Annotated in this window: 26 protein-coding genes; 17 read left to right on the top strand and 9 right to left on the bottom strand. The window is 70.5% G+C overall.

Going from position 1 to position 17,734, the window contains the following annotated elements; genetic code table 11:
• Positions 1 to 262 precede the first annotated feature (262 nt).
• The gene (locus tag ACGF5T_RS30535) at positions 263 to 1,096 is read left to right on the top strand and encodes a hypothetical protein (protein WP_366768304.1); all 834 of its coding nucleotides are present in this window, start codon (positions 263 to 265) and stop codon (positions 1,094 to 1,096) included.
• Here the strand turns inward: ACGF5T_RS30535 and ACGF5T_RS30530 are convergent.
• The gene (locus ACGF5T_RS30530; protein WP_366768306.1) at positions 1,083 to 1,322 is read right to left on the bottom strand and encodes a DUF6207 family protein; all 240 of its coding nucleotides are present in this window, start codon (positions 1,320 to 1,322) and stop codon (positions 1,083 to 1,085) included. The genes ACGF5T_RS30535 and ACGF5T_RS30530 overlap by 14 nt on opposite strands.
• A 283-nt stretch (positions 1,323 to 1,605) precedes the next feature.
• Here ACGF5T_RS30530 and ACGF5T_RS30525 point away from each other — a divergent pair, with 283 nt between their 5' ends.
• Entirely contained in the window at positions 1,606 to 2,550 is a 945-nt protein-coding gene (locus ACGF5T_RS30525) for a DUF1648 domain-containing protein (protein WP_366768307.1), read from the top strand.
• Positions 2,551 to 2,556: 6 nt separating this feature from the next.
• Positions 2,557 to 2,937 (top strand): GntR family transcriptional regulator, encoded by a 381-nt coding sequence (locus tag ACGF5T_RS30520; RefSeq protein ID WP_356351107.1) that lies wholly within the window; start codon positions 2,557 to 2,559, stop codon positions 2,935 to 2,937.
• Between the two features lie 87 nt (positions 2,938 to 3,024).
• Here the strand turns inward: ACGF5T_RS30520 and ACGF5T_RS30515 are convergent, their stop codons facing one another.
• From ACGF5T_RS30515 to ACGF5T_RS30505, 3 genes are all read right to left on the bottom strand, one after another.
• Positions 3,025 to 3,879, bottom strand: coding sequence for an IS5 family transposase (locus ACGF5T_RS30515; protein ID WP_366768308.1), 855 nt, complete (start codon positions 3,877 to 3,879; stop codon positions 3,025 to 3,027).
• 62 nt (positions 3,880 to 3,941) lie between these two features.
• Complete coding sequence (locus ACGF5T_RS30510; protein ID WP_366768309.1) at positions 3,942 to 4,370, bottom strand: RacP protein; 429 nt, start codon at positions 4,368 to 4,370, stop codon at positions 3,942 to 3,944.
• 3 nt (positions 4,371 to 4,373) lie between these two features.
• Complete coding sequence (locus ACGF5T_RS30505) at positions 4,374 to 5,384, bottom strand: DUF6192 family protein (RefSeq protein ID WP_366768310.1); 1,011 nt, start codon at positions 5,382 to 5,384, stop codon at positions 4,374 to 4,376.
• 568 nt (positions 5,385 to 5,952) lie between these two features.
• Here ACGF5T_RS30505 and ACGF5T_RS30500 point away from each other — a divergent pair.
• The 5 genes from ACGF5T_RS30500 to ACGF5T_RS30480 all read left to right on the top strand — a co-directional run bounded on the left by ACGF5T_RS30500 (position 5,953) and on the right by ACGF5T_RS30480 (position 8,597).
• Positions 5,953 to 6,567 (top strand): GGDEF domain-containing protein, encoded by a 615-nt coding sequence (locus tag ACGF5T_RS30500; protein WP_366768311.1) that lies wholly within the window; start codon positions 5,953 to 5,955, stop codon positions 6,565 to 6,567.
• Positions 6,568 to 6,626: 59 nt separating this feature from the next.
• Complete coding sequence (locus ACGF5T_RS30495) at positions 6,627 to 6,827, top strand: hypothetical protein (RefSeq protein ID WP_366768312.1); 201 nt, start codon at positions 6,627 to 6,629, stop codon at positions 6,825 to 6,827.
• Between the two features lie 90 nt (positions 6,828 to 6,917).
• Complete coding sequence (locus tag ACGF5T_RS30490) at positions 6,918 to 7,358, top strand: hypothetical protein (RefSeq protein WP_366768313.1); 441 nt, start codon at positions 6,918 to 6,920, stop codon at positions 7,356 to 7,358.
• 118 nt (positions 7,359 to 7,476) lie between these two features.
• The gene (locus ACGF5T_RS30485) at positions 7,477 to 8,139 is read left to right on the top strand and encodes a hypothetical protein (RefSeq protein ID WP_366768314.1); all 663 of its coding nucleotides are present in this window, start codon (positions 7,477 to 7,479) and stop codon (positions 8,137 to 8,139) included.
• Positions 8,136 to 8,597: a Pycsar system effector family protein gene (locus tag ACGF5T_RS30480; RefSeq protein ID WP_366768315.1), complete on the top strand. Its 462-nt coding sequence runs from the start codon at positions 8,136 to 8,138 to the stop codon at positions 8,595 to 8,597. Before ACGF5T_RS30485 ends, ACGF5T_RS30480 begins: the two co-directional genes overlap by 4 nt.
• A gap of 180 nt (positions 8,598 to 8,777) precedes the next feature.
• Here the strand turns inward: ACGF5T_RS30480 and ACGF5T_RS30475 are convergent, their stop codons facing one another.
• Both ACGF5T_RS30475 and ACGF5T_RS30470 read right to left on the bottom strand, forming a co-directional pair.
• The gene (locus ACGF5T_RS30475) at positions 8,778 to 9,800 is read right to left on the bottom strand and encodes a ParB/RepB/Spo0J family partition protein (protein ID WP_366768316.1); all 1,023 of its coding nucleotides are present in this window, start codon (positions 9,798 to 9,800) and stop codon (positions 8,778 to 8,780) included.
• Positions 9,797 to 10,945, bottom strand: coding sequence for a ParA family protein (locus tag ACGF5T_RS30470; RefSeq protein ID WP_366768317.1), 1,149 nt, complete (start codon positions 10,943 to 10,945; stop codon positions 9,797 to 9,799). Before ACGF5T_RS30470 ends, ACGF5T_RS30475 begins: the two co-directional genes overlap by 4 nt.
• Positions 10,946 to 11,544: 599 nt before the next feature.
• Here ACGF5T_RS30470 and ACGF5T_RS30465 point away from each other — a divergent pair.
• A complete protein-coding gene (locus ACGF5T_RS30465; RefSeq protein ID WP_366768318.1) occupies positions 11,545 to 11,724 on the top strand; it encodes a hypothetical protein in 180 nt (59 codons plus the stop codon).
• Here the strand turns inward: ACGF5T_RS30465 and ACGF5T_RS30460 are convergent.
• A complete protein-coding gene (locus ACGF5T_RS30460; protein WP_366768319.1) occupies positions 11,721 to 12,059 on the bottom strand; it encodes a DUF6233 domain-containing protein in 339 nt (112 codons plus the stop codon). The genes ACGF5T_RS30465 and ACGF5T_RS30460 overlap by 4 nt on opposite strands.
• Positions 12,060 to 12,124: 65 nt before the next feature.
• Here ACGF5T_RS30460 and ACGF5T_RS30455 point away from each other — a divergent pair, with 65 nt between their 5' ends.
• The 6 genes from ACGF5T_RS30455 (at position 12,125) to ACGF5T_RS30430 (ending at position 14,675) form a co-directional block, all read left to right on the top strand.
• The gene (locus ACGF5T_RS30455; protein WP_366768320.1) at positions 12,125 to 12,499 is read left to right on the top strand and encodes a hypothetical protein; all 375 of its coding nucleotides are present in this window, start codon (positions 12,125 to 12,127) and stop codon (positions 12,497 to 12,499) included.
• Positions 12,499 to 12,705 carry a hypothetical protein gene (locus ACGF5T_RS30450; RefSeq protein ID WP_361019206.1) on the top strand — a complete coding sequence of 69 codons (207 nt, stop codon included), beginning with the start codon at positions 12,499 to 12,501 and terminating at the stop codon, positions 12,703 to 12,705. Before ACGF5T_RS30455 ends, ACGF5T_RS30450 begins: the two co-directional genes overlap by 1 nt.
• A gap of 159 nt (positions 12,706 to 12,864) precedes the next feature.
• Positions 12,865 to 13,074, top strand: a complete 210-nt coding sequence (locus ACGF5T_RS30445; protein ID WP_063480805.1) for a hypothetical protein — start codon at positions 12,865 to 12,867, stop codon at positions 13,072 to 13,074.
• 52 nt (positions 13,075 to 13,126) lie between these two features.
• A complete protein-coding gene (locus ACGF5T_RS30440) occupies positions 13,127 to 13,351 on the top strand; it encodes a hypothetical protein (RefSeq protein ID WP_366769382.1) in 225 nt (74 codons plus the stop codon).
• 106 nt (positions 13,352 to 13,457) lie between these two features.
• The gene (locus ACGF5T_RS30435) at positions 13,458 to 13,634 is read left to right on the top strand and encodes a hypothetical protein (protein WP_366769441.1); all 177 of its coding nucleotides are present in this window, start codon (positions 13,458 to 13,460) and stop codon (positions 13,632 to 13,634) included.
• Positions 13,635 to 13,685: 51 nt separating this feature from the next.
• Positions 13,686 to 14,675: an ATP-dependent DNA ligase gene (locus ACGF5T_RS30430; RefSeq protein ID WP_366769442.1), complete on the top strand. Its 990-nt coding sequence runs from the start codon at positions 13,686 to 13,688 to the stop codon at positions 14,673 to 14,675.
• A 71-nt stretch (positions 14,676 to 14,746) separates the two neighbouring features.
• On the opposite strand, the gene ACGF5T_RS30425 is transcribed toward ACGF5T_RS30430, so the two are convergent.
• Entirely contained in the window at positions 14,747 to 16,117 is a 1,371-nt protein-coding gene (locus tag ACGF5T_RS30425) for a hypothetical protein (protein ID WP_366769446.1), read from the bottom strand.
• 261 nt (positions 16,118 to 16,378) lie between these two features.
• A complete protein-coding gene (locus ACGF5T_RS30420; protein WP_392889887.1) occupies positions 16,379 to 16,507 on the bottom strand; it encodes a helicase associated domain-containing protein in 129 nt (42 codons plus the stop codon).
• 200 nt (positions 16,508 to 16,707) lie between these two features.
• Here ACGF5T_RS30420 and ACGF5T_RS30415 point away from each other — a divergent pair, with 200 nt between their 5' ends.
• Together ACGF5T_RS30415 and ACGF5T_RS30410 are read left to right on the top strand one after the other, a co-directional pair.
• On the top strand, positions 16,708 to 16,995 hold the full coding sequence (locus ACGF5T_RS30415; RefSeq protein ID WP_366769443.1) for a hypothetical protein: 288 nt from the start codon (positions 16,708 to 16,710) through the stop codon (positions 16,993 to 16,995).
• A 376-nt stretch (positions 16,996 to 17,371) separates the two neighbouring features.
• The gene (locus tag ACGF5T_RS30410; RefSeq protein WP_366769444.1) at positions 17,372 to 17,692 is read left to right on the top strand and encodes a hypothetical protein; all 321 of its coding nucleotides are present in this window, start codon (positions 17,372 to 17,374) and stop codon (positions 17,690 to 17,692) included.
• The last annotated feature ends 42 nt before the right edge of the window (positions 17,693 to 17,734 follow it).

Here is a 17,734-nt window from a genome sequence, read left to right as displayed (position 1 = left end):
CCACCGCGCAGCGACGAACCACTCGCCGTGCCGGACGGCGTGAAGCTGGTCGTGTCCGGCGTGTCACGTGTCCGACTGCGCGCAGGCCGCTAATGTCACCCTGACAGGCCAGGGACGGCCTGGAGGCGAGCGGTCCGCCCGGGCGGACTCGCAGGAGTCTCAAGGGTGGGATGCCCGGTCCCGCAACACGCATCTCGGTGTCCGTGCAGGGCTGGTCCTTCCTCCGCGGCTGCCGCCCGGGCGCAGCCGGAGCAGGAACCTCATGCCGCACACGACCGACAAGCGGACCTACCAGGAACTCGCCCGCCTCCTGTACCTGGGACGCCTTCAGGCCAGGGGCAAACGCCCCGCCCTGGACCCCACCGACCGCGGACAGCTCGCCTTCCAGGCGCTGCTCTTCGAGTGCCTGATGAGTACCCGCGAGCACCCGCATTCCCTGGAACAGCCGCGCAAGAGCGCGATGGCCAGCATCAGCGGCTACCTGAACGCCATCTGCCACCAACCCGAACATCTGGAGATCCACACCAACACGGCCTCCCGCATCGCCAGCCGCATCCTGCCGTACCTCCACGAAGACCACGGTGTCTGTGGCATCCCCGGCCTCCGACTGATCGACGTCACCTGCCGGCGAGTGCGCCTCACCCACCTCCCCACAACGGCGCGCCTCGACCTCGTAGACCCGCAGCGCTGGCACGACATGAACACCGCACGCATGGTCTTCCGGCAGGAAAACAGCTGGCATCACAGGGACGGGCGATCTCCGCTGTGGCGGCACAACGGCCTCACCGACGAAGAAGCCGCACACCACGCGAGCTGGAGGTACACCGCCAGCACACCGCTGCGCAGCGCCCTCCTGATGCGCTCCATGCCACTGTGGTACCGCTTCGACCTGAGCCCGGCCTGGGTCCCCGGCAACCCCACCCGCCCGGACCAGCTCATCTGGGACACCCACTCCGACACCGCACACGATCAAGTAGTCGAGCTGCTGACACGTTCTGCAGCCCGCATCCCAGAAGCTGTCTACCGTCCCAGGACGCCCTGCTCCGGGATCATCCAGCTCGGCACCGGCAGCGCGCAGTTGATCAGTAACTGCTAAGCACCCGGTCGTCGGCCTCGTGTCCGGAGTGCTGCCGCAGGTCCAGGAAACAGCGCAGCCGGACACCCGGCTCGCCCGGCTCGTGGGTCGTGCGGTCCGCCGGGGCGATCGCCCACCGTGTGGCGAGCAACTCCTGGACCGCGAAAGCAGTCTCGTCATCGGCGGCGACGACCTCCACGACCGCGAGTCCCGGCTCCGCTACATGCGCCTCGTTGATCGGCTTCATACCCGGCACGACGCGCCGGCGCCCGCCAAAGTTCTCGCGTCCGGGCAGCGTCACCCGACCGGGTAAGTGCCTGTTTCTGAACCCTCCGGGTGTTGAGGGGGTGCTTTGGGCCGTCTGATGAGCTGGCGGTGTCAGCTCCAGACTGTCTCTGGGGCGCGAACAAGCCCTGCCTAGCTGCCTGTCACTTGACGCAGCTTCAGGAACGAGGGTCTTGAAGGTGGGCGGTCCTGAAGTAGGCTGCCATTGTTCTATTTCAATGAGAACAATGGCACGAGGGGGAGTCATGACCGTCATTCGCAGGTGTGCCCTGACGGCCGTTCCGTTCGGCGTCGCTACCGCCGCCTACGTCGGTATCTTTCTGGCGAGCTACGACCGGCTGCCCGGGCGGATCGCCACCCACTTCTCGGGGGATGGTGGGGCTGACGGCTTCACGGGCCGGACCGCCGCGCTGTGGTTCGGCAGTGGCCTGCTCGTTGGTCTTGGGCTGCTGTTCACAGTGCTGACCCTGGTCTCCAAGGAGAGTCCTGGGGCGCGGTTGACCGCCGCGGTCGGCGCCGGCACAGCAGTCACGCTCGGTTATCCCTTAGTCCTCACCGTCCTTGTCAACACGGACGTCCAGGATCCGGCTGAAGTACAACTGCCGATGTGGCATATGGCCGTTCTACTGCTCGCGGGCCTGGCCACCGGGGCGCTGGCCTGGTTGTTGACGAGCGGCGGGCCGCGCACCGCGCCCACGCGGCTGTCCCCTGCCCTACTGCTGACCGAGGGCGAGGCTGCGGCCTGGAGCCGCACCATAATCTCCCGCGCACTGCTGTTCCCGGCCGGCGTCGTCACACTCTGCGGGCTGTTCGCCGTGGCGTTCGGTCCCTGGCAGGCGGGACTGCTGCCGCTCGTCCTCGGTCTTACCTGCGCACCGTTCGCCGGTGTCCGGGTTACCGTCGACCGGCGCGGACTTACGGTTGCCTCGACGGTCCTGCCCAGGCCTCGGCTGGTCCTGCCGCTCGGCAGCATCGTCAGGGCAAGCAGCATCCAGGTCAACGCCATGGGGGACTTCGGCGGCTGGGGCTATCGGATACGTCCGAACCGGCGGGGCGTGGTGCTGCGTTCGGGGGAAGCGCTATCGGTCCGCACGGCAGGGGGGCGCGAATACGTGGTCACCGTCGACGACTCGACGACCGCAGCTGCGCTGCTCAACGGCCTGGTAAATCGCCACGTGGCGGGAGCGTGAGTAGGAATGCTGTTTCGGGTGCTTCCGAGCTCTCCCGTGCCGCTGGGCGAACAGATCGCCGCCTGTGTACGGGGAGCAATCGCCAACGGCACGGCAGCCCCGGGTGAGCGACTGCCGCCTGCCCGCGAGGTCGCCGAGTCGCTGGGCGTCAACGTGCACACGGTTCTGCGCGGATACCAGCGACTGCGTGACGAGGGCCTGATCGAGCTGCGCCGTGGCCGGGGCGCGGTGATCACCGCGGTGCCCGGCATCGCGGACCAGGCCCGGCTCACCGAGGCCGTGCACGGCCTCATCACCCAGGCACGCGAGTTCGGTCTCACGGACCAGGAGCTCCTGTCTCTGGTGCACGACTGCCTGTCCAGCTCACCCGTCACCACGTCACCCTGAACGCCTCGGGCTTGGGTTCTGCTCCCCGTGGGAGAGTTGAGGGGCAGGGACGCGGTGGAACCCGAGTGGTGATGGTCCGGGTGAACGTCAGTCCCTGTCTTTGTCGCGGGGCGCTGGCTGACCCGTACGGCGGGACTGCCTGCGGGTGATGCGCCTGGTCATGAGGGTGATCGCAGCCCAGGTGATCAGCGATTCGGAGTGCTGGATGAGTCGTTCGTAGTCGCGTGCGTGTCGGCGGGCGTGCATGATCCAGGCGAGCGAGCGTTCGACGACCCAGCGGCGGGGCAGGATGACGAACCCGGGGGTGTTCGGTGGTCGGCTGACGGTCTTGAGCGTCAGGTTCAGGTGTTTCTTCGTCCAGGTCACGAGCTGTCCGGCATAGCCGGAGTCGGCCCAGACGATGGTGATCTCCGGGTGCATCAGCCGCAGCCGGAATAGGACTTCCTTGGCCGCGTCGCGGTCGGTCATGTCGGCCGGGGTGACCAGGACGAACAGCGGCAGGCCCTTGGTGTCCACGACCAGATGGCGCTTGCGGCCGTTGATCTTCTTCGCGCCGTCGTAGCCGCGTGAGTCCTTGCTGACGGTTTCCGCGGCCTTGACGGACTGAGAGTCGATGACGGTGGCGACAGCGCCCGGGGCCCGGCCCATCTCGCGGCGGATGCGCTTGCGGAGCTGGTCGCGGATCTGGCCGACGATGCCGGCGGCGGCCCAGCGGGCCATGAAGCCGTAGCAGGTCCGCCAGGGTGGGAAATCCGCAGGCAGGGCCCGCCACTTGCAGCCGGTGTCGACGACGTAGCGGATCGCGTCGACGATCTCGCGGCGTGGGTGTTTCTCTGGACGGCCGCCGGTCCGGGAGTCGCAGGCCGGCGGCGGTAGCAGCGGTTCGATCAATGCCCACTCGTCGTCGAAGGTGTCCGAGGGATAGCAGCGGCGCCGTGCCAACGGATCCCTCCCTCAAAGGACACGGGGGCGGGGCCACCCCGCCGTCCGGGTGGCCCCGTCGGTCAGGCGTCGATGTAGTCGGCGATCACATCGAGCGTGGACTCGACCGAGCTGAGCTGAGTGTTCAAGTGCCTGATCCACCGGCCCTTCGGCTGGAGGGCCGCGTGCGGGGCGACGACGCCGGTGATGAACCGGCGGATTTCGGTGAGTTTCTCCCGGATGATCGCGACCTCGTATGCCTGGAGCTCGGCGGGGTCCGAGCAGAATTTGTAGCCGTCCGTCCTGGTCCAGATCAGAGGCGGCCAGCCGCGTTCGGCGATGATGTCCCGCAGGCAGGCCAGGCCCGCGCGGGCCTGGCTGGGCGACAGCTCGCTGGATCTGACCAGCTGGTTGAAGGTGAGACCGGCTGGCCGTGCCTCGAAGAGTACGAACCGGACGGTGTCGGCGTGCCGCTGGGCGGAGGGTGATCTGCGCTCGGATGCGCGGGGCATCGCCTACTCGCCTTGCAGTAGGCGGGCCAGCTCGCCGTCGACGTCGACCTTGCCGGTGTCGACGGCCGTCTCGATCCAGTCCAGGGTCGCCCGAACTCGGGCGACGTTCTCGTGCACGATCGTGCGTTCGTCGTCGCCGAGCTGGCGATCCCGCAGGCTCGGGACGACGCGGCCGGCCGCCGCGACGAAGGAGTGGCAGGCGGTGACCAGGTCCAGGAACTCAACCGACCGGTCGATGTTGCGGATCGCGGGTGCGACGGGGCTGGTCTCCTCGAAGTGCTCGCGGGCCTGTCGGCCACGTTCGACCTGGGCGTGGTTGACCTGGTGGCGGGCGGTGTCGTCCGACATCGCGCGGAAGGCGACGTCGGGCCTGCGCAGCAGGCCGGTGGTCACCTCGGCGGCGACGTGGTCGTCGCGGGTCAGTTCCTCGACGGCCCGGACCTTGTCCTCCTGCCTGACCTGCGAGACCACCGCCGGGCGGCGCAGGAAGTCGCTGGTGACGGTGGCGGCGACGTCTTCGTCCCTCGCGAGGGTGTGAATCGCGCTGACCTTCTCCTGCGGCGTGATGGGGCGCTCGACCTGGCGGCCGACCCGGCGCCTGGCTTCGTCAGCCGACCAGCGGGTCTTGCCCGGCGGCGGAGTGAGGACCGCGGCGAACCGCTCCTGTTCGTCGGCGATTCCAGCGAGGATCTTGTGAACCGTGAAGGACACTGCGGTCTGGCGGCGTTCCTTGGGCCAGCGCGAGGCCGTCCACCTGGCCTGGTTCACCGACGAATACGACAGTCCGATGTCCTCGGCCAGGCGGAACATCGACTCCTTGACCGTGAACAGTTCCTCGCCCCGTTCCTGGCCGCCGGCCTCGCGCATCGGCTCGATCTCCAGCGCGTAGTCGCCGATCGTGAACTGGCCCCGGGTCTGGTTCTCCACCACCTTGCGCAGCTCGGCCACGATCTGTTCGTAGCGGCTGAAGCTGACGCTGCCGACCATGTCGGCGCTCTGGATCTCTTCGGGCATGGGATTCACCACCCACCGCGAGCCGGGGCACGGCCCCTCGGCCGTAACGAGACGCGGCCCGCTTCCTGACCGAGAGTCAGACCGAAAATCATAAGATCACAACGAATGACCGGAACTGACCGGAATCTGACCGGCGGTGCGATTCGGATGCGTTCGCGATGCGGTCACCGTGACCGTTCGCAGAACGTTTCCTTCCGAGCCCTCCAGGCCCTCGTCACGCACTTCCGCGAGCAGTAGACGGCGTTCGACCGCCGGTCCACTCCCGCCACCCAGCTGGTCCCGCACTCGGGGCAGACCACCCGGCCAGCATCGCTCAACTCGGCCGCCACCCGCTTACGCAGACGGCAGTTCTTGCGCCACTGACTGGCACGACAGGCCGCCGAGCAGTACGCGGCATCGGGCCGCGCTTCAGGCCTCAGCCGTTCACCGCAGCCCGCGCATACCCGCTCTCCCGCCCGCCCGGCGCCCTCGGACACGACGCCAGCGTAGGACCCAAAGCTACTCAGCAAGGCGGTTCAGAAACAGGCACTTACGGCAGAGGCCCCGCACCCTCGTCATCGCGGCCGCGGTGCCGATCGCCCTGGCCGCGCTCGCCGACGACGTCCGCGTCCGCCGGCGGCTGCACGACGCTCGCCGCGACCCGCTGTCGGGCCTGCCCGGCCGCCCCGAGCTGCTCGCCCACACCGAGCGCCTCCTGGCCCACGGCGACCGTGACGCCGTCCACGTCCTGCTGCTGGACGGCAACGGCTTCAAGGCCGTCAACGACACCTACGGCCACGCCGCAGGTGACGCCGTCATCCGCACCATGGGCCAGCGCCTGGCCCACTGGACGGACTCGCGCCAGGCTCTGGCCGCCCGCCTCGGCGGTGACGAGTTCGCCGTGACCGCCGTGCTGGCACAGCAGACGGCCCTGGCGGACATCACCGCGCTGCGCGACCTGGTGCAGCAGCCGGTGCACCACGACGGGCAGACGCTGCACCTGACCGTGTCCATGGGCATCGCCCGCGCCACCGACCTGCCCGGCGAAGCCGCTGACCGCCTGCTGCGCGGCGCCGACACCGCCATGTACCGCGTCAAGGAAGGCGCGCGGTTCCCCTGCCTGGCCACCACCGCGGACGCCTACGCCCGCACCGTCAACGGCCGCCGCGCGGGCCGCCCCGGCACGCACCTGCCTCTCGCATGACACGGGGGCGGGCACACCCGGTCGCCCACCGGCCCTTCCAGGAGAAGGACTGCGGGAGCGTGCCACCGCCGGGGGCTCTCCTCACGTGGCGCGACGGCCGGCACTACGTCCCCGGCGACGGTGCACCCTGCACCCTGTGCGGCGTCCTCGCACACCTGATCTCGCACGCCGGCGAGTACGTACACAAGGTCTGCGCAGAGGCCTGGCTCACCGAGCACCCCCTCGAAGCACGCCAGGGCCGGTTCGTGTCCGACGCCTAACCGACCCCGCGCCCCGGCCCCGGTGGCGCCTCTGGACGCCCCGCACCCACGGAAAACCGACTCACCCATCCCACGAAAGGACAACCCCTCATGAGCATGGCTGCGTTGCCCCAGGGCGACTGGATCCGCGGCCTCAGCGTCAAGCAGCCCTACGCGGCCGCCATCCTCACCGGCGCCAAGCCGGTGGAGAACCGCCCGCGGCCCTGGAAGCCGGGATGGGTGCTGTTGCACGCGAGCAGGGCCATCGACCAGTCCGCGCTGCGCGTTCCGCTCGTCAGCCGTGCGATCCGCGGCCGCGAGCTGGTGACCGGCGCCGTGCTCGGCGTCGCCCGGATCACCGACTGCCACCAGGACGCCGGCCGGTCCGCCCCGTGTTCGGAATGGGCACACCCCGGGGTCTGGCATCTCGTGCTCGGCGACGTCCAGGAGCTGCCTCTGCCCGTCCCCGCGCGCGGCCAGGTCGTGCCCTGGAAGCCGTCACCGGACCTGATCCGGCGGGTGTTCCAGCAGCTGCCCGATTTCCAGCCGTGAGCACCCACCACGGCGCCGTCTACACCGCACCTTCAGGAGCGCCGTGCCCGGTCGGGCACGGCGCTCCACCGTTTGCGCACCACGAGCAGGAAGGCCTGACCGTCCGATGATCCGTAGCATGTTCCGCCGCTGTGGCCACGCCCCCGGGCGCCTGTCGCCCGAGGACCAGGCCGCCGTCGACGCGTTCCGCGCGATGCTCGCCGCCCTGCGCTCCCCGGAGCCCTGGACCCCGGGCAGCGGTCGCGACGTCGCCGTCAGGGTCGGCCCGTTCATCGAGCGCGCCCACCCCCGGTCCGGCGACGACCACGGGCCCGATCAGATCGCCGTCGCCCTCCAGGACCCGGGCGGCCCGTACCCGCTATACGGCGCCCGCCAGTGGACGCGGGGATGGCTGCGCTGCGAGACACGGAAGATCCTCGGCATGTGGAACCCGGCCTACGCACCCCTCACCCACGCCGCCGCCGGCCTCGACCTGCCCGACGACGTCGGCATGGCCCCCGCGCACTACGCCCTCCACATCGAGGCCCGCAAGCGCCACGACAGCCTCGACGGCTACACCCTGCTGCGCCTCGGCCCGTACACCCAGACCCGGCACGCGCAGCGGGACCACGACCGGCTCACCGCCGCCCTGGACGGACGGGAGACCACCCTCGTGCCCGGCTACCGCATCTCCCCACGGTTCGGGCCTCTGGTCGTGAGCGACCACCGGCTGTACGCCGACCCGTACCAGACCGACGCCGTCGCGCTCCTGGCCGCCGCCGTTCAAGGAGCGACCGCATGACCACTGTCCCCGAGTCCATCGTCGACAAGAACCTCGACGCCGCGTGCGCGGCCGTCACGGGCGAGATCAGCCGCACGGACGCCAAGGCCTCCCTGCTGCTGGCCTTCAACGGCGCGGCATTGGCCGGCGTCGCCTCCATCGCCAGCCGTGACCTACCCACCGCGGCCAACGCCGTCGGAGCACTCGCCGTCCTCGCCCTGGGCACCGCCGCGGTACTGCTGCTCCTGGTCGTGAGGCCCAACCTGCGAGGCGACGACCGCGCGAGCTTCCCGCACTGGGCACGCCTGACCGACGACGACACCGTCCGGGCCTCCATGGACAGCGACACCCGCGCCGCCCGCATCCGCGTCCTATCTGCCATCGCCGTCACTAAGTTCGCCAGGCTGCGCCGCGCCATCGACTGCACCCTGGCTGCTCTCGCTCTTCTCGCATTGGCCGCCATCGGCGCCGTGCTCTGACCTATCCGGCTGGACGGCCAGCTGGACTCCAGGCCCGAGGCCCCGTGCCTCGTACACACACAGGCCCCTGCCCCCCCGGCTTCCGGGGTGGCAGGGGCCCTTTTGCGTTTCGGCTCGACCTCGCGTCGGCACCAGCAGATCGCTATGGCCCAGTCGGCAAGCCGTCGCCGGGCTGCCGCTTCAGCCAGCCGCTGGGGTCAGGCTCTCCACGAGAAGTTCCGCCACCATGGTCAAGTCCTGCGGAGACAGCTGTTCCTTCAACGCGGCAACGATGCACTCCGGGGAAGCGTCGGGGGGCACGACGAGAGCTGAAGGAACGGACGGCTCCGCTGCCAGGGTATTAACGGCGTTAACGGTCTGCTGGGGTACCGCAGAGCCGGAACCAGAAGCGTCAGGACCGTTAACGCCGTTAACGGTCGGCTCCGTGCGTTGGCGGTCTTCCAGCTGCCGACGCGACGGACGCTGACGCGGTGTCGTCGACGCAGTCATGGCTTTCTGAGCTGCGGGCGCCTGCTGCTCCTTGGGGAGGCGTCCGATACGTCGAGCGGGCTCAACTTTGAGTTTGCCAGTCTCCACCTCCTTCTGGAGGTCCGGCGTCAGCTCCAGCAGTGCCAGACGCTGCGACACCCATGCCGGAGTCTTCCCCAGACGCCTGGCCACCTTGCCCTGGGAACCGTGCACGCCCACCAGCTCCTGGAGGGCACGAGCCTGGTCCAGTGGCGGCACGTCCACCCTGTGCACGTTGGCGATCAAGGCCGACTCCAGAATGTCGGCGGCAGTGGCAGCCAAGTCATCGTTTACGTCGATCCGCAGCTCTGCCAACCCCGCTGCACCGGCGGCCTTCAGCCTCCGGTTGCCGTCGATGACTACGTACTCCGCTGCCCCGATCTGTCCCTCCTGGTCAGGATGAGCAAGGAGGAAGGCCGAACGTCGCGCGACGGTGACCGGCTGAACCTGACCCCGGACACGAAGTGACTCCGCCGTCTCCTCGATGTCGGTGTACTCGTCGCGGGGGTTGAACGGATTGTGGGCCAGCTCCGCAAGCGGCACCGAGGCTGGCGGACGCTTGCCCTCGCCGTTCATGATCTGCTGACGCGTCCGCACGCGCCGGGGCGCCCCAGTCGCGCTGTCCTGCCCGTCCTCGTCAACGGTGAAGCCGCGCGTCACACGCTCCGGCTGGCCCTTCGGCTTGGTCTTCCTCATACCGCGAGTTCCTTCGCCAGGTCGCGCATCGCCTGCGCGTGCTCACTATCGGGCGCGTACTCCAGCAGCGGGATCTCCCCATCCGCTGCCTCGCGCCCTTCCTTCAGATCACCGATGACCGCCAGAACCGCCGGCGAACTGCTGCGCTCCCACTGGTCACGGTTCTCCTTGACCAACCGGCCGCGTCGGCTGTCGTAGGCGTTGATGACCAGCCCGAGGTAGTCGACAGTGATGCGGCCCTTACGGCACAGGTCTTCCATCTGCGATCGCAGCAGGCGGAAAGCACGGTGGGACGCCTTGTTGGCCCACACCGGCGTGATGACGCCGGAACGGTCGGACAACTCGCCGTCGCGGCGCCGCACGTAGTACAGCGCGGTGTCCATGTTCAGACCGAGGCTGGGCGGGCCGTCGATGATGATGACGTCGTAATCGTTCTCCAGCGGCTCCAGCGCGCGCTCCAGGGCTGCCTCGCTGAACGAGACTTTCGACAGTGCCACGTCCCGGAGGAATGCATCGTCACTCGCGGGCAGCAAGTGCAGACGTTCCCCGAAGCGTTCATGGTCCAGGGCGACCAGTAGGTCATGGATGTCGCCCTTGGCGGTTCCGTCCATGTGCATCAGCAGCGTCTCGACGTCGTCCTCATACATGAGGTCCTCGAAGCCGAGCTCCGCAGTGAGATGACCTTGTGGGTCATAGTCGACGATCAACACCCGGTGGCCGGCCTCAGCGAGGGCCTGAGCCACGCCGCTGGAGATGAACGTCTTTCCCACGCCGCCCTTCTGATTGGCCACTATGACCCGGATGACCGGCTGCTCGGTGAGCGGCGTGCTGGGGGAGGGGTGCGCCTCCAGCCAGAGCGTCAGTGCTTGGGCCAGTCCCTGGACATAGGTGACTCCGCGCTCGTTGCACGTGTTCTTGAACGTGTCCGGCTCGCCAACTGGCAGGAACGTTCCCCAAGTGCGGGCACCGGCAGTGTCCACCTCGGGGAGGCTGTCCGCCGTGTACCAGGCCTTGATGGCGTGCTCGGCGGCGTCCTGGATGTCCATGCCGTGCTCGAAAGCACGGATCTTCAGATGCCTGCGCAACTGGGGAGTGAGAGCGGTGATTAGCTTCTCTCGCTCCCCTCGGGGGCTGGGGATGCTCATGCGGCCGAACATTACTAGGTCACTCCGCTTTTGAGTCCCTATCCCTGCCGACTGCTGAGCTAGCCGCACCCCGAGGGAGTGATCATCGACCGGAAGCCGTATCCCCTTCCGGCCCGACCGAGGTTGATTGGGGTGTGACACGACTGATGATTGCCGTTGCTGCGACAGCAACGCTCGCCGCGACCGCCCTGCTTGCTCCGGCCGTTCATGCCAACCCCGCCCCTACCTCAGCGACTGCCGCCAAGGACTGCTCCGCTCGGTACGAGGTCACCGGGCGGAAGGTGGCGGTGCGGATGCCTGAAGGCGGTGCGCCTGTCGCATCGCCGAACTCTCCGGTGGTGCGCTACCTGCACCGGGGCGACGTAGTGACGTCGTGCGTTGCAGCGATCGCCCGCACGCAGAGCGGTCCGGCCTACCGCAAGTGCGGAAAGGGTGGGCACGTCTGGCGCATCGTCCGCGGGGGCCAGGTGCCTGCCACGTGCCTGAAGCGGATCTAGCCGACCTGGCACCGTCCTGGTCGGTCACTTCGATCACTGAGGCCGCACTCGCTGGATGCTCCGCAGCGAGTGCGGGCCGCCGATGCGGGGCAGCGTAGGTGCATGAGCGACCAGTGGGAGTACCGGTTCGTGTCGTTCCCCGCTCCGGAGGACGAGCACGTCAACGAGATCCTGGCGGACTGGGGCGCACAAGGGTGGGAGGCCGTGAATCATGCGGCTGCGACGGACCATCACGGCATCCCGACGTTCTACTCGTTCCTGTTCAAGCACCGTCTCGCCTAGTCGAGCATGCGCAGCGCGCTGTCCGGCCGGCAGTGCGGGCACGCTTTGACGCCGTCCGCGAGGGCGCGCCGGGCTTGCTCCTGCTCGATGCCCTTGCTGCGCTTGGCTGCGTTCCAGCAGTCGCCGATGTGGACGTAGACGGGCGGGCTGCCCGCATTCAGGCCCTGCTCCAGGAGCCAGTCGGGCGGGGCCGGCTTCTCCTCGATACCGCGTCGTCGCTCGGCCTCGCGCCGTTCTTCATCGGCGATCCACCGGCGGGTGCGCTCCAGGTCGCGCAGCTGCACCCGCTCCAGGAAGCGAAGCAGCGTCAGACGCGTCGGACCTGAATCGTTCACACGTTCTATTTTATGCTGTGCCGGTCACGCAGCAATCCCAGGGGTGGGCGAACGGAGAAGAGGCCATGGAGCCCGCTGACCTGCTCACCCGGCACGGCATCGCCCCCGAGCACCTCGACCAGGCCCCGGCTCCGCCTGCCCGCCCGCAGGCCCTCGCCCGCGTCCAGGAGGTGCCGCCCCGGCCCTGCACCGTCTGTGGTGCCCCGGCGGCCACCGTCCGCGCCGTGGCGTTTGCGGGCGCGGGGCCGCGCTGGGTGGACCTGTGCTGGGATCACGGCATGGCGGTCCGCCGGCGCCACCGTCTCCCGCAGACGCTGGAGGGCATCACCGCGGATCTGCGGGACGCGGCCCGGGAGGCGGGCCTGCCCGCCGCGGAGCACCTGGCGTTCTATTCTTCGTTCGAGGCGGCTGCCGCCGGCCGCCCAGACGAGGAACCCTGATGACTGCCCCCGTTCCGCCGGTCACCGAGCCGGACACCTCCGCACGCACCTGCCCCGGCGACCAGATCGGCCCGTGCGCCGCATGCCGCCGGCCCACCCACAAGTACGGCACCGGGGCCCGCTCACCACTGTGCGAGTACTGCGACGCCAAGGCCGCCGAGCGGTGGGGCCGGAAGCTGCGCGCCGACGGCCCCGCGCCGGGCTGACCGAGAGCCGGGACCAGGCGCGAGCCGGGCGGGACAAGACGGCAGATCCGGCCGATCTCGCGGACAGATGCGGCCATCCTTGGACGACGCAGACGTCTGGGCTGGACGTGCTGGCTACAACCTTGACCAGGGGCGTTCCTGAGCTGGTGGGGGTTGTGCGTGCTGACCATCAACGTGGCCGTGCTGCTGGCGGTCATCATCGTCGTGCGGCTGCGCCGGCGGACCCACGCGCGCAGCCGCAACGACGAGAAGCTGACCGTGCTGATCGTCCTGGTCTTCGGCATCCTCGTCGCACCGACCGCGTTCGGGCAGGGCGTGCTGGACGTCGTGAGCCAGCTGGCATCCGGCATCAACGACGCAGGCCGCTGACCTGCCCCACCCCCTGCTCGCGCTTTCGAGCCGGCGGGAGCACGCTGGAGACGTGAGTGGCGCGCCCATCGTCGTGCACCGGCCCTCCCTGTCGGGGGGCCGCCGGGTCACCGTGCACCGCCACGGCCGGGACGAGATCCTGGGCACCGCCTACAGCGATCACGACCTGGCGGTGTTCCTTGAAGGCGCCGGCATCGACGATCCGGACGCCGTGGTGGATGACGGGCGGTGGGTGGAGTGGCGCGGCGGTGCGGCGCACGACTTCCGCGCCGCCTGACCCGGCCGCCGCATTCGAGCCACACGGCGTGCAATTGCACATCCGGACCGTACGCACCGGCGTAGCGTTCTTGGTGAAGAACGACCGGCGCGGGGAGAGCGTAGACGTGGATATCGATTTCAGCGCCCATCCGAACGGCGCCCACTACGCCGCCTACCTAGAGCATCTCGTGCACTGCACCGAGTGCGGCCCCACTCGGTGCCCGGTGGGGGCGGATCTCTGCGCCCGCTACCTCGACACCGCCGTCCGCATGCGCCGGCGCCGCGAGGAAGCGCTGCGCTGACGGAGCAGCCAGACACACACCCGGCGCCCCGGGCGTGGAAGGCATCTCCTCATGACGTGGACGCTGCCCGAGCCGATGCTCACGGCCCCCGTGCCCGAGGCCGACCTGCCGCCCGGCGCCGCTGCGGAGCCCAAATGGGACGGCTACCGTGCCCAGCTTGCCCGCTGGGCCGACGGGCGGGTGCTGCTGCGCTCGAGGCAGGGTACGGACATGACCGGCGCGTTCCGGGAGATCCGGGCCGCTGCCCTCGCGCAGCTGCCCGACGACACCGGCCTGGATGGGGAGCTGGTGGTGTGGGAGGGCGAACGGCTGGCGTTCGAGCGGCTCCAGCAGCGCCTGGCCCGCCGCCGAGGCGCCGGCGCCCTCACGGCCGCGCAGACCTGGCCCGCGCACCTGGTCGTCTTCGACGCCACGCACCTGGACGGCACCGACCTCACCTCCTGGCCGTACGCCCGGCGCCGTGCCGCTCTGGAGTCGCTGTTCGCCGACGCGGGTCTGGCGGCGCCGTTCACCCTGTGCCCGTCGACCACCGACCCTGTCACCGCCCGTGAGTGGCTCACCTGGACGTCGGCCGGGCTGGAGGGCCTGTGCTTCAAGAGGCTGACCCAGCCCTACCTCGCCGGGGCCAGAGGGTGGGGCAAGTACAAGGTGAGAGCCACCGAGGACGCGATCGTGGGCGCGTTCACCGGCCCGGCCGCAGCGCCCCGCACCCTGCTCCTGGGCCGCTACGACGCCGAGGGCCGGCTGCGCTTCACCGGCCGCACCGCCACCCTGCCGCAGAGCGCCGGCCGCGCCGTCGCCGCTCTCCTCGCCCCGGCCGGGCCCGCGCATCCGTGGGCGGGGTGGACGTTCTCCGCCGTGTGGGGCTCACGCGAGCCCTTGGACGTCACGCTCGTTCAGCCGGAGCTGGTGGTCGAGGTCGGTGTCGACGTCGCCCGGGACGCCGCGGGCCGCTGGCGGCACGCCGCCCGTTGGCACCGGCCTCGCCCGGACGTGTCTCCCAGCGACACCCCGCGCTTCGAGCCGGGCCCAGCAGGCTGAAGCTCAGCTCAAGTCCGTGCCGGGGCGGGCGCCGCCGACTCCGCCCTTCCCGCTCCCGCCGGCCGGACGCTTCAGCGCCCCAGTAGCGCGGTGCACCGGATGCCTCCGCCGGGGTGCCACTCCATCACCGGCTCGACCGCGGGTCCGTGCTCGGGGCAGTAGGGCGTGAGGACGAGGCCGCCGCAGGTCTGGCGCGCGCACGAGCATTCCGGGCCGGGGGCGGTGTACGGCACGCCGTGGCGGATCTGGCCGCCCGCCTGGCCCGGTGCGAGGTGGCCGCGCAGGGCCCCGGGCCAGGACATGGTCACCCGTAGCCCACCCGCTCCGCGCCGCGATCGGTCGATGACCCGGGCACCGCCGAAGACCGTCAGCGGCAGGGTGCCTGGGGCGGCCAGCCGACGCACGGCTGCGCCCTCCCCCTGCGCGGCAAGGGCCGCCAGGACGTCGGCGTCCTCGTCGCTCATCCAGCCCGAGATCCGGTCGTCGTCGGCGGCGTCGGTGGCCAGCTCCAGCCACGGGTCATCGAGCCGGCACCGCAGCTCCTTGCCCGCGCCGTCCGGGCGCAGCACGAGCGTGGCGGACGGCACACCGGACGGCACGACGAGCTTGCCGTGGCCCAGGAGCCAGACGACAGCCGCGGACCGGTCGAACTCCGGGTGGGTGGCGGTGCCACCGGCCGGGGCGGGGAAGTCGGGGTGGAGGCGGCGCCAGTTCGCCACCGTCGCCCGGCCCACCCCGGCGATCCGCCCGATCCCCGCCAGCAGCACCGTGTCCCGCCCTCCGGCAGCCGGGGCGAGCGCGCTGAGCGGGGAGCGGCGGCCCGGCGCCACCGTGCGCACCTCGTGCCAGTCCACCTCCGGACGAATCACCGGCAGCAGCGCCACGTCCTCGGCCGAGTACAACGGCACGCGGGTCACGCCGCCTTGGCGCTTGTAGTCGATCTCTACCGATCCGGTCGGCGTGATCCATCCGAGGTCGACCACCCGGTCGAAATCCACGCGGCGGACGCCGAGGCGCACGGCCGCCTGGTCAGGACCGAGGGGCACGTGCCGGTCGAGGAGCGCGGGCAGATCCCGGCGCCGGGCCAGGGCCGCGACCTGGTCGGGGTGGACGTCGGGACAGTCGACGTCACCGCCGAGGTAGGTCAGATACCCGGCCCGTACGAGGTGGCCCACCGCCGCAGCCGTCACCCGCGGCCGGCCGAACGGGAGCGGCTCGCCCAGCGCCGCGTTCAGCCGCTCCGCAGTCCAGAACGCAGCGGCCGGTCCCCGCAGTGCAGCCCGTACCGCTTCGGCGTCCACCGCCTGGACCACCGCCCGGGACCACTGCCCGGCCCCCGCATCAGCAGCCGGGACCAGCCCCGAAGCCACTGCCCACCGCCAGGCCGCCACCGTCACCTTCAGCCGGCTCGCCGCCCCGTGCTCGTCGTACGACTCACGCATCGCGATCACTCCTGTCCGTCCACCCGGTCCGATCCGAGCGGTATGCGAAGAAGATGAAGAAAAGTCCCGATACCTGTCAAGTGCCGGGTTTTCAGGGCCGGTTGATGGCACACCGCACAAGCCGCGCACACGTACGCGAGGGACGAATTCACCCGGGCGGTGGACCGGGACCCGGGCCCGTCACCAGAACCGGGGACAGAGCGACAGCGGGGCGCCAGCCTGACGGCCGACGCCCCGCTCAACCCGCTTCAGGCCTGTCGCCTACGTCCACCGCATCCCGATCGCGGACAGCAGTTCCACCCGCTCCGGGGACAGCGTCGCGGCCCTGCTGCGCTGGTTCCCGACCCATGCACCAAGCCGGAGCTCCCGCTCCTCCTGGTCCTCGCACACGGTCCGCTCGATGTGCTTGCGCGGGACTGCCTTCGATTATTGCCATCCTCGGCACCCTCGCCGGCGCCCTGACGGCAGGACTCCTACAACACCGCACGGCGCGCACGGACCGCGCAGAACAACGCGCCGACAGCCACCGCCAGGACCAGCTCGCCGCCGTCACCGAGTTCGCAGCCGCCCTGGACGCACACCGGGCGGCCATGTTCCACCGCGAACGGCTGGCACTGAACGAAGCCGACAGCGAGCACCAACTGGGAGCCAAGACCAAGAGCAACGACACCCGGGCCGCCATCACCGCGCCCCACATCCGCCTCCAGATCCTGCTCCCCGAGCTGGCCGGTGCCGCCCAGCAGGCCGCAGACGCCACGTACGCGCTACGCCATGCCGCCGACCGCCCCGAGCTGGACGCCCGCCGACAGGCAGCCAAGGAAGCCACCGGGGCCTTCATCGCCGCAGCCGCCGCGCTGCTGAACCCCAGCCCTCGCTGACCGACGCGGCTACGACCCCGAAGCCCCGGCCCTGCTCCCTCAGCGGCCGGGGCTTTCGCATGTCGGTAAAGACGCTGCTCGGTCGGTAGACGCACCTTCTGGCGTGGTGGCGGCCCAGGGTGCCACACGGCGGGTCGGGGGCCGTCCGGGAGCGCCCTGCGGGCTCTCCCGGACGCGACGCGCGGGTTCGCTGCGCTCCCTCGCGCTGCGGTCCTGCGCTGCGCGCCGGTCGGACCGCCGGGGCCGGCGCCCTGCGGGCGCACCCACCGGCCCCGGTCGACAGCCCGCTGCGCGGCGCTGTCGAGCCCCCGCCCACCGCGCGGCCTCCTGGTCACCACCACGCCAGAACCAGGACCGAAAGGCGGGCCGCTCCTTCATGGACCCGATCACCTGCGCCCACGCCCACCCCTACACCGCCCAGCCGGACGGGACGTTCGCCTGCGCCTGCGGCCAGCTCCTGGACGTCACCGACATCGAGCCGGACACCGGCCGCGTCTGGACGGTCGACAGCGCGGGTGTCCTCGTCCTGCTCGACGATCCGCGCGCCGCCCTGCACGCGCTCCAGGGCGCCGTACGCGACCTGCGGGAGGCCGCGGAGTACCCGTGCCCGCAAGCCGTCCGCGAGCACGCTACATGGGCGTTGCGGGGCGCGCTGGGGGTACTGCGCGAAGCGGCAGCCCACGGCATCCGCCCCTGAGACACAAAAGCGGCCGGTGCCCTCAGTCCGCCGAAGCGGGTG

Source organism: Streptomyces sp. NPDC047853, assembly GCF_043204535.1.
Classification (GTDB): Bacteria; Actinomycetota; Actinomycetes; order Streptomycetales; family Streptomycetaceae; genus Streptomyces.
Note: the sequence above shows the minus strand (reverse complement) of the source record. Positions and strands in the feature narration are given on the sequence as shown.

Excerpts from the sequence above, each read along its gene's own strand:
- ACGF5T_RS30535 (WP_366768304.1), top strand. The coding sequence starts at position 263 with ATGCCGCACACGACCGACAAGCGGACCTACCAGGAACTCGCCCGCCTC.
- ACGF5T_RS30425 (WP_366769446.1), bottom strand. The coding sequence starts at position 16,117 with ATGCGTGAGTCGTACGACGAGCACGGGGCGGCGAGCCGGCTGAAGGTG.
- ACGF5T_RS30520 (WP_356351107.1), top strand. The coding sequence starts at position 2,557 with ATGCTGTTTCGGGTGCTTCCGAGCTCTCCCGTGCCGCTGGGCGAACAG.
- ACGF5T_RS30505 (WP_366768310.1), bottom strand. The coding sequence starts at position 5,384 with ATGCCCGAAGAGATCCAGAGCGCCGACATGGTCGGCAGCGTCAGCTTC.
- ACGF5T_RS30475 (WP_366768316.1), bottom strand. The coding sequence starts at position 9,800 with ATGAGGAAGACCAAGCCGAAGGGCCAGCCGGAGCGTGTGACGCGCGGC.
- ACGF5T_RS30430 (WP_366769442.1), top strand. The coding sequence starts at position 13,686 with ATGACGTGGACGCTGCCCGAGCCGATGCTCACGGCCCCCGTGCCCGAG.
- ACGF5T_RS30415 (WP_366769443.1), top strand. The coding sequence starts at position 16,708 with ATGTTCCACCGCGAACGGCTGGCACTGAACGAAGCCGACAGCGAGCAC.
- ACGF5T_RS30470 (WP_366768317.1), bottom strand. The coding sequence starts at position 10,945 with ATGAGCATCCCCAGCCCCCGAGGGGAGCGAGAGAAGCTAATCACCGCT.
- ACGF5T_RS30530 (WP_366768306.1), bottom strand. The coding sequence starts at position 1,322 with ATGAAGCCGATCAACGAGGCGCATGTAGCGGAGCCGGGACTCGCGGTC.
- ACGF5T_RS30490 (WP_366768313.1), top strand. The coding sequence starts at position 6,918 with ATGAGCATGGCTGCGTTGCCCCAGGGCGACTGGATCCGCGGCCTCAGC.
- ACGF5T_RS30480 (WP_366768315.1), top strand. The coding sequence starts at position 8,136 with ATGACCACTGTCCCCGAGTCCATCGTCGACAAGAACCTCGACGCCGCG.
- ACGF5T_RS30510 (WP_366768309.1), bottom strand. The coding sequence starts at position 4,370 with ATGCCCCGCGCATCCGAGCGCAGATCACCCTCCGCCCAGCGGCACGCC.
- ACGF5T_RS30465 (WP_366768318.1), top strand. The coding sequence starts at position 11,545 with ATGAGCGACCAGTGGGAGTACCGGTTCGTGTCGTTCCCCGCTCCGGAG.
- ACGF5T_RS30455 (WP_366768320.1), top strand. The coding sequence starts at position 12,125 with ATGGAGCCCGCTGACCTGCTCACCCGGCACGGCATCGCCCCCGAGCAC.
- ACGF5T_RS30450 (WP_361019206.1), top strand. The coding sequence starts at position 12,499 with ATGACTGCCCCCGTTCCGCCGGTCACCGAGCCGGACACCTCCGCACGC.
- ACGF5T_RS30410 (WP_366769444.1), top strand. The coding sequence starts at position 17,372 with ATGGACCCGATCACCTGCGCCCACGCCCACCCCTACACCGCCCAGCCG.
- ACGF5T_RS30485 (WP_366768314.1), top strand. The coding sequence starts at position 7,477 with ATGTTCCGCCGCTGTGGCCACGCCCCCGGGCGCCTGTCGCCCGAGGAC.
- ACGF5T_RS30525 (WP_366768307.1), top strand. The coding sequence starts at position 1,606 with ATGACCGTCATTCGCAGGTGTGCCCTGACGGCCGTTCCGTTCGGCGTC.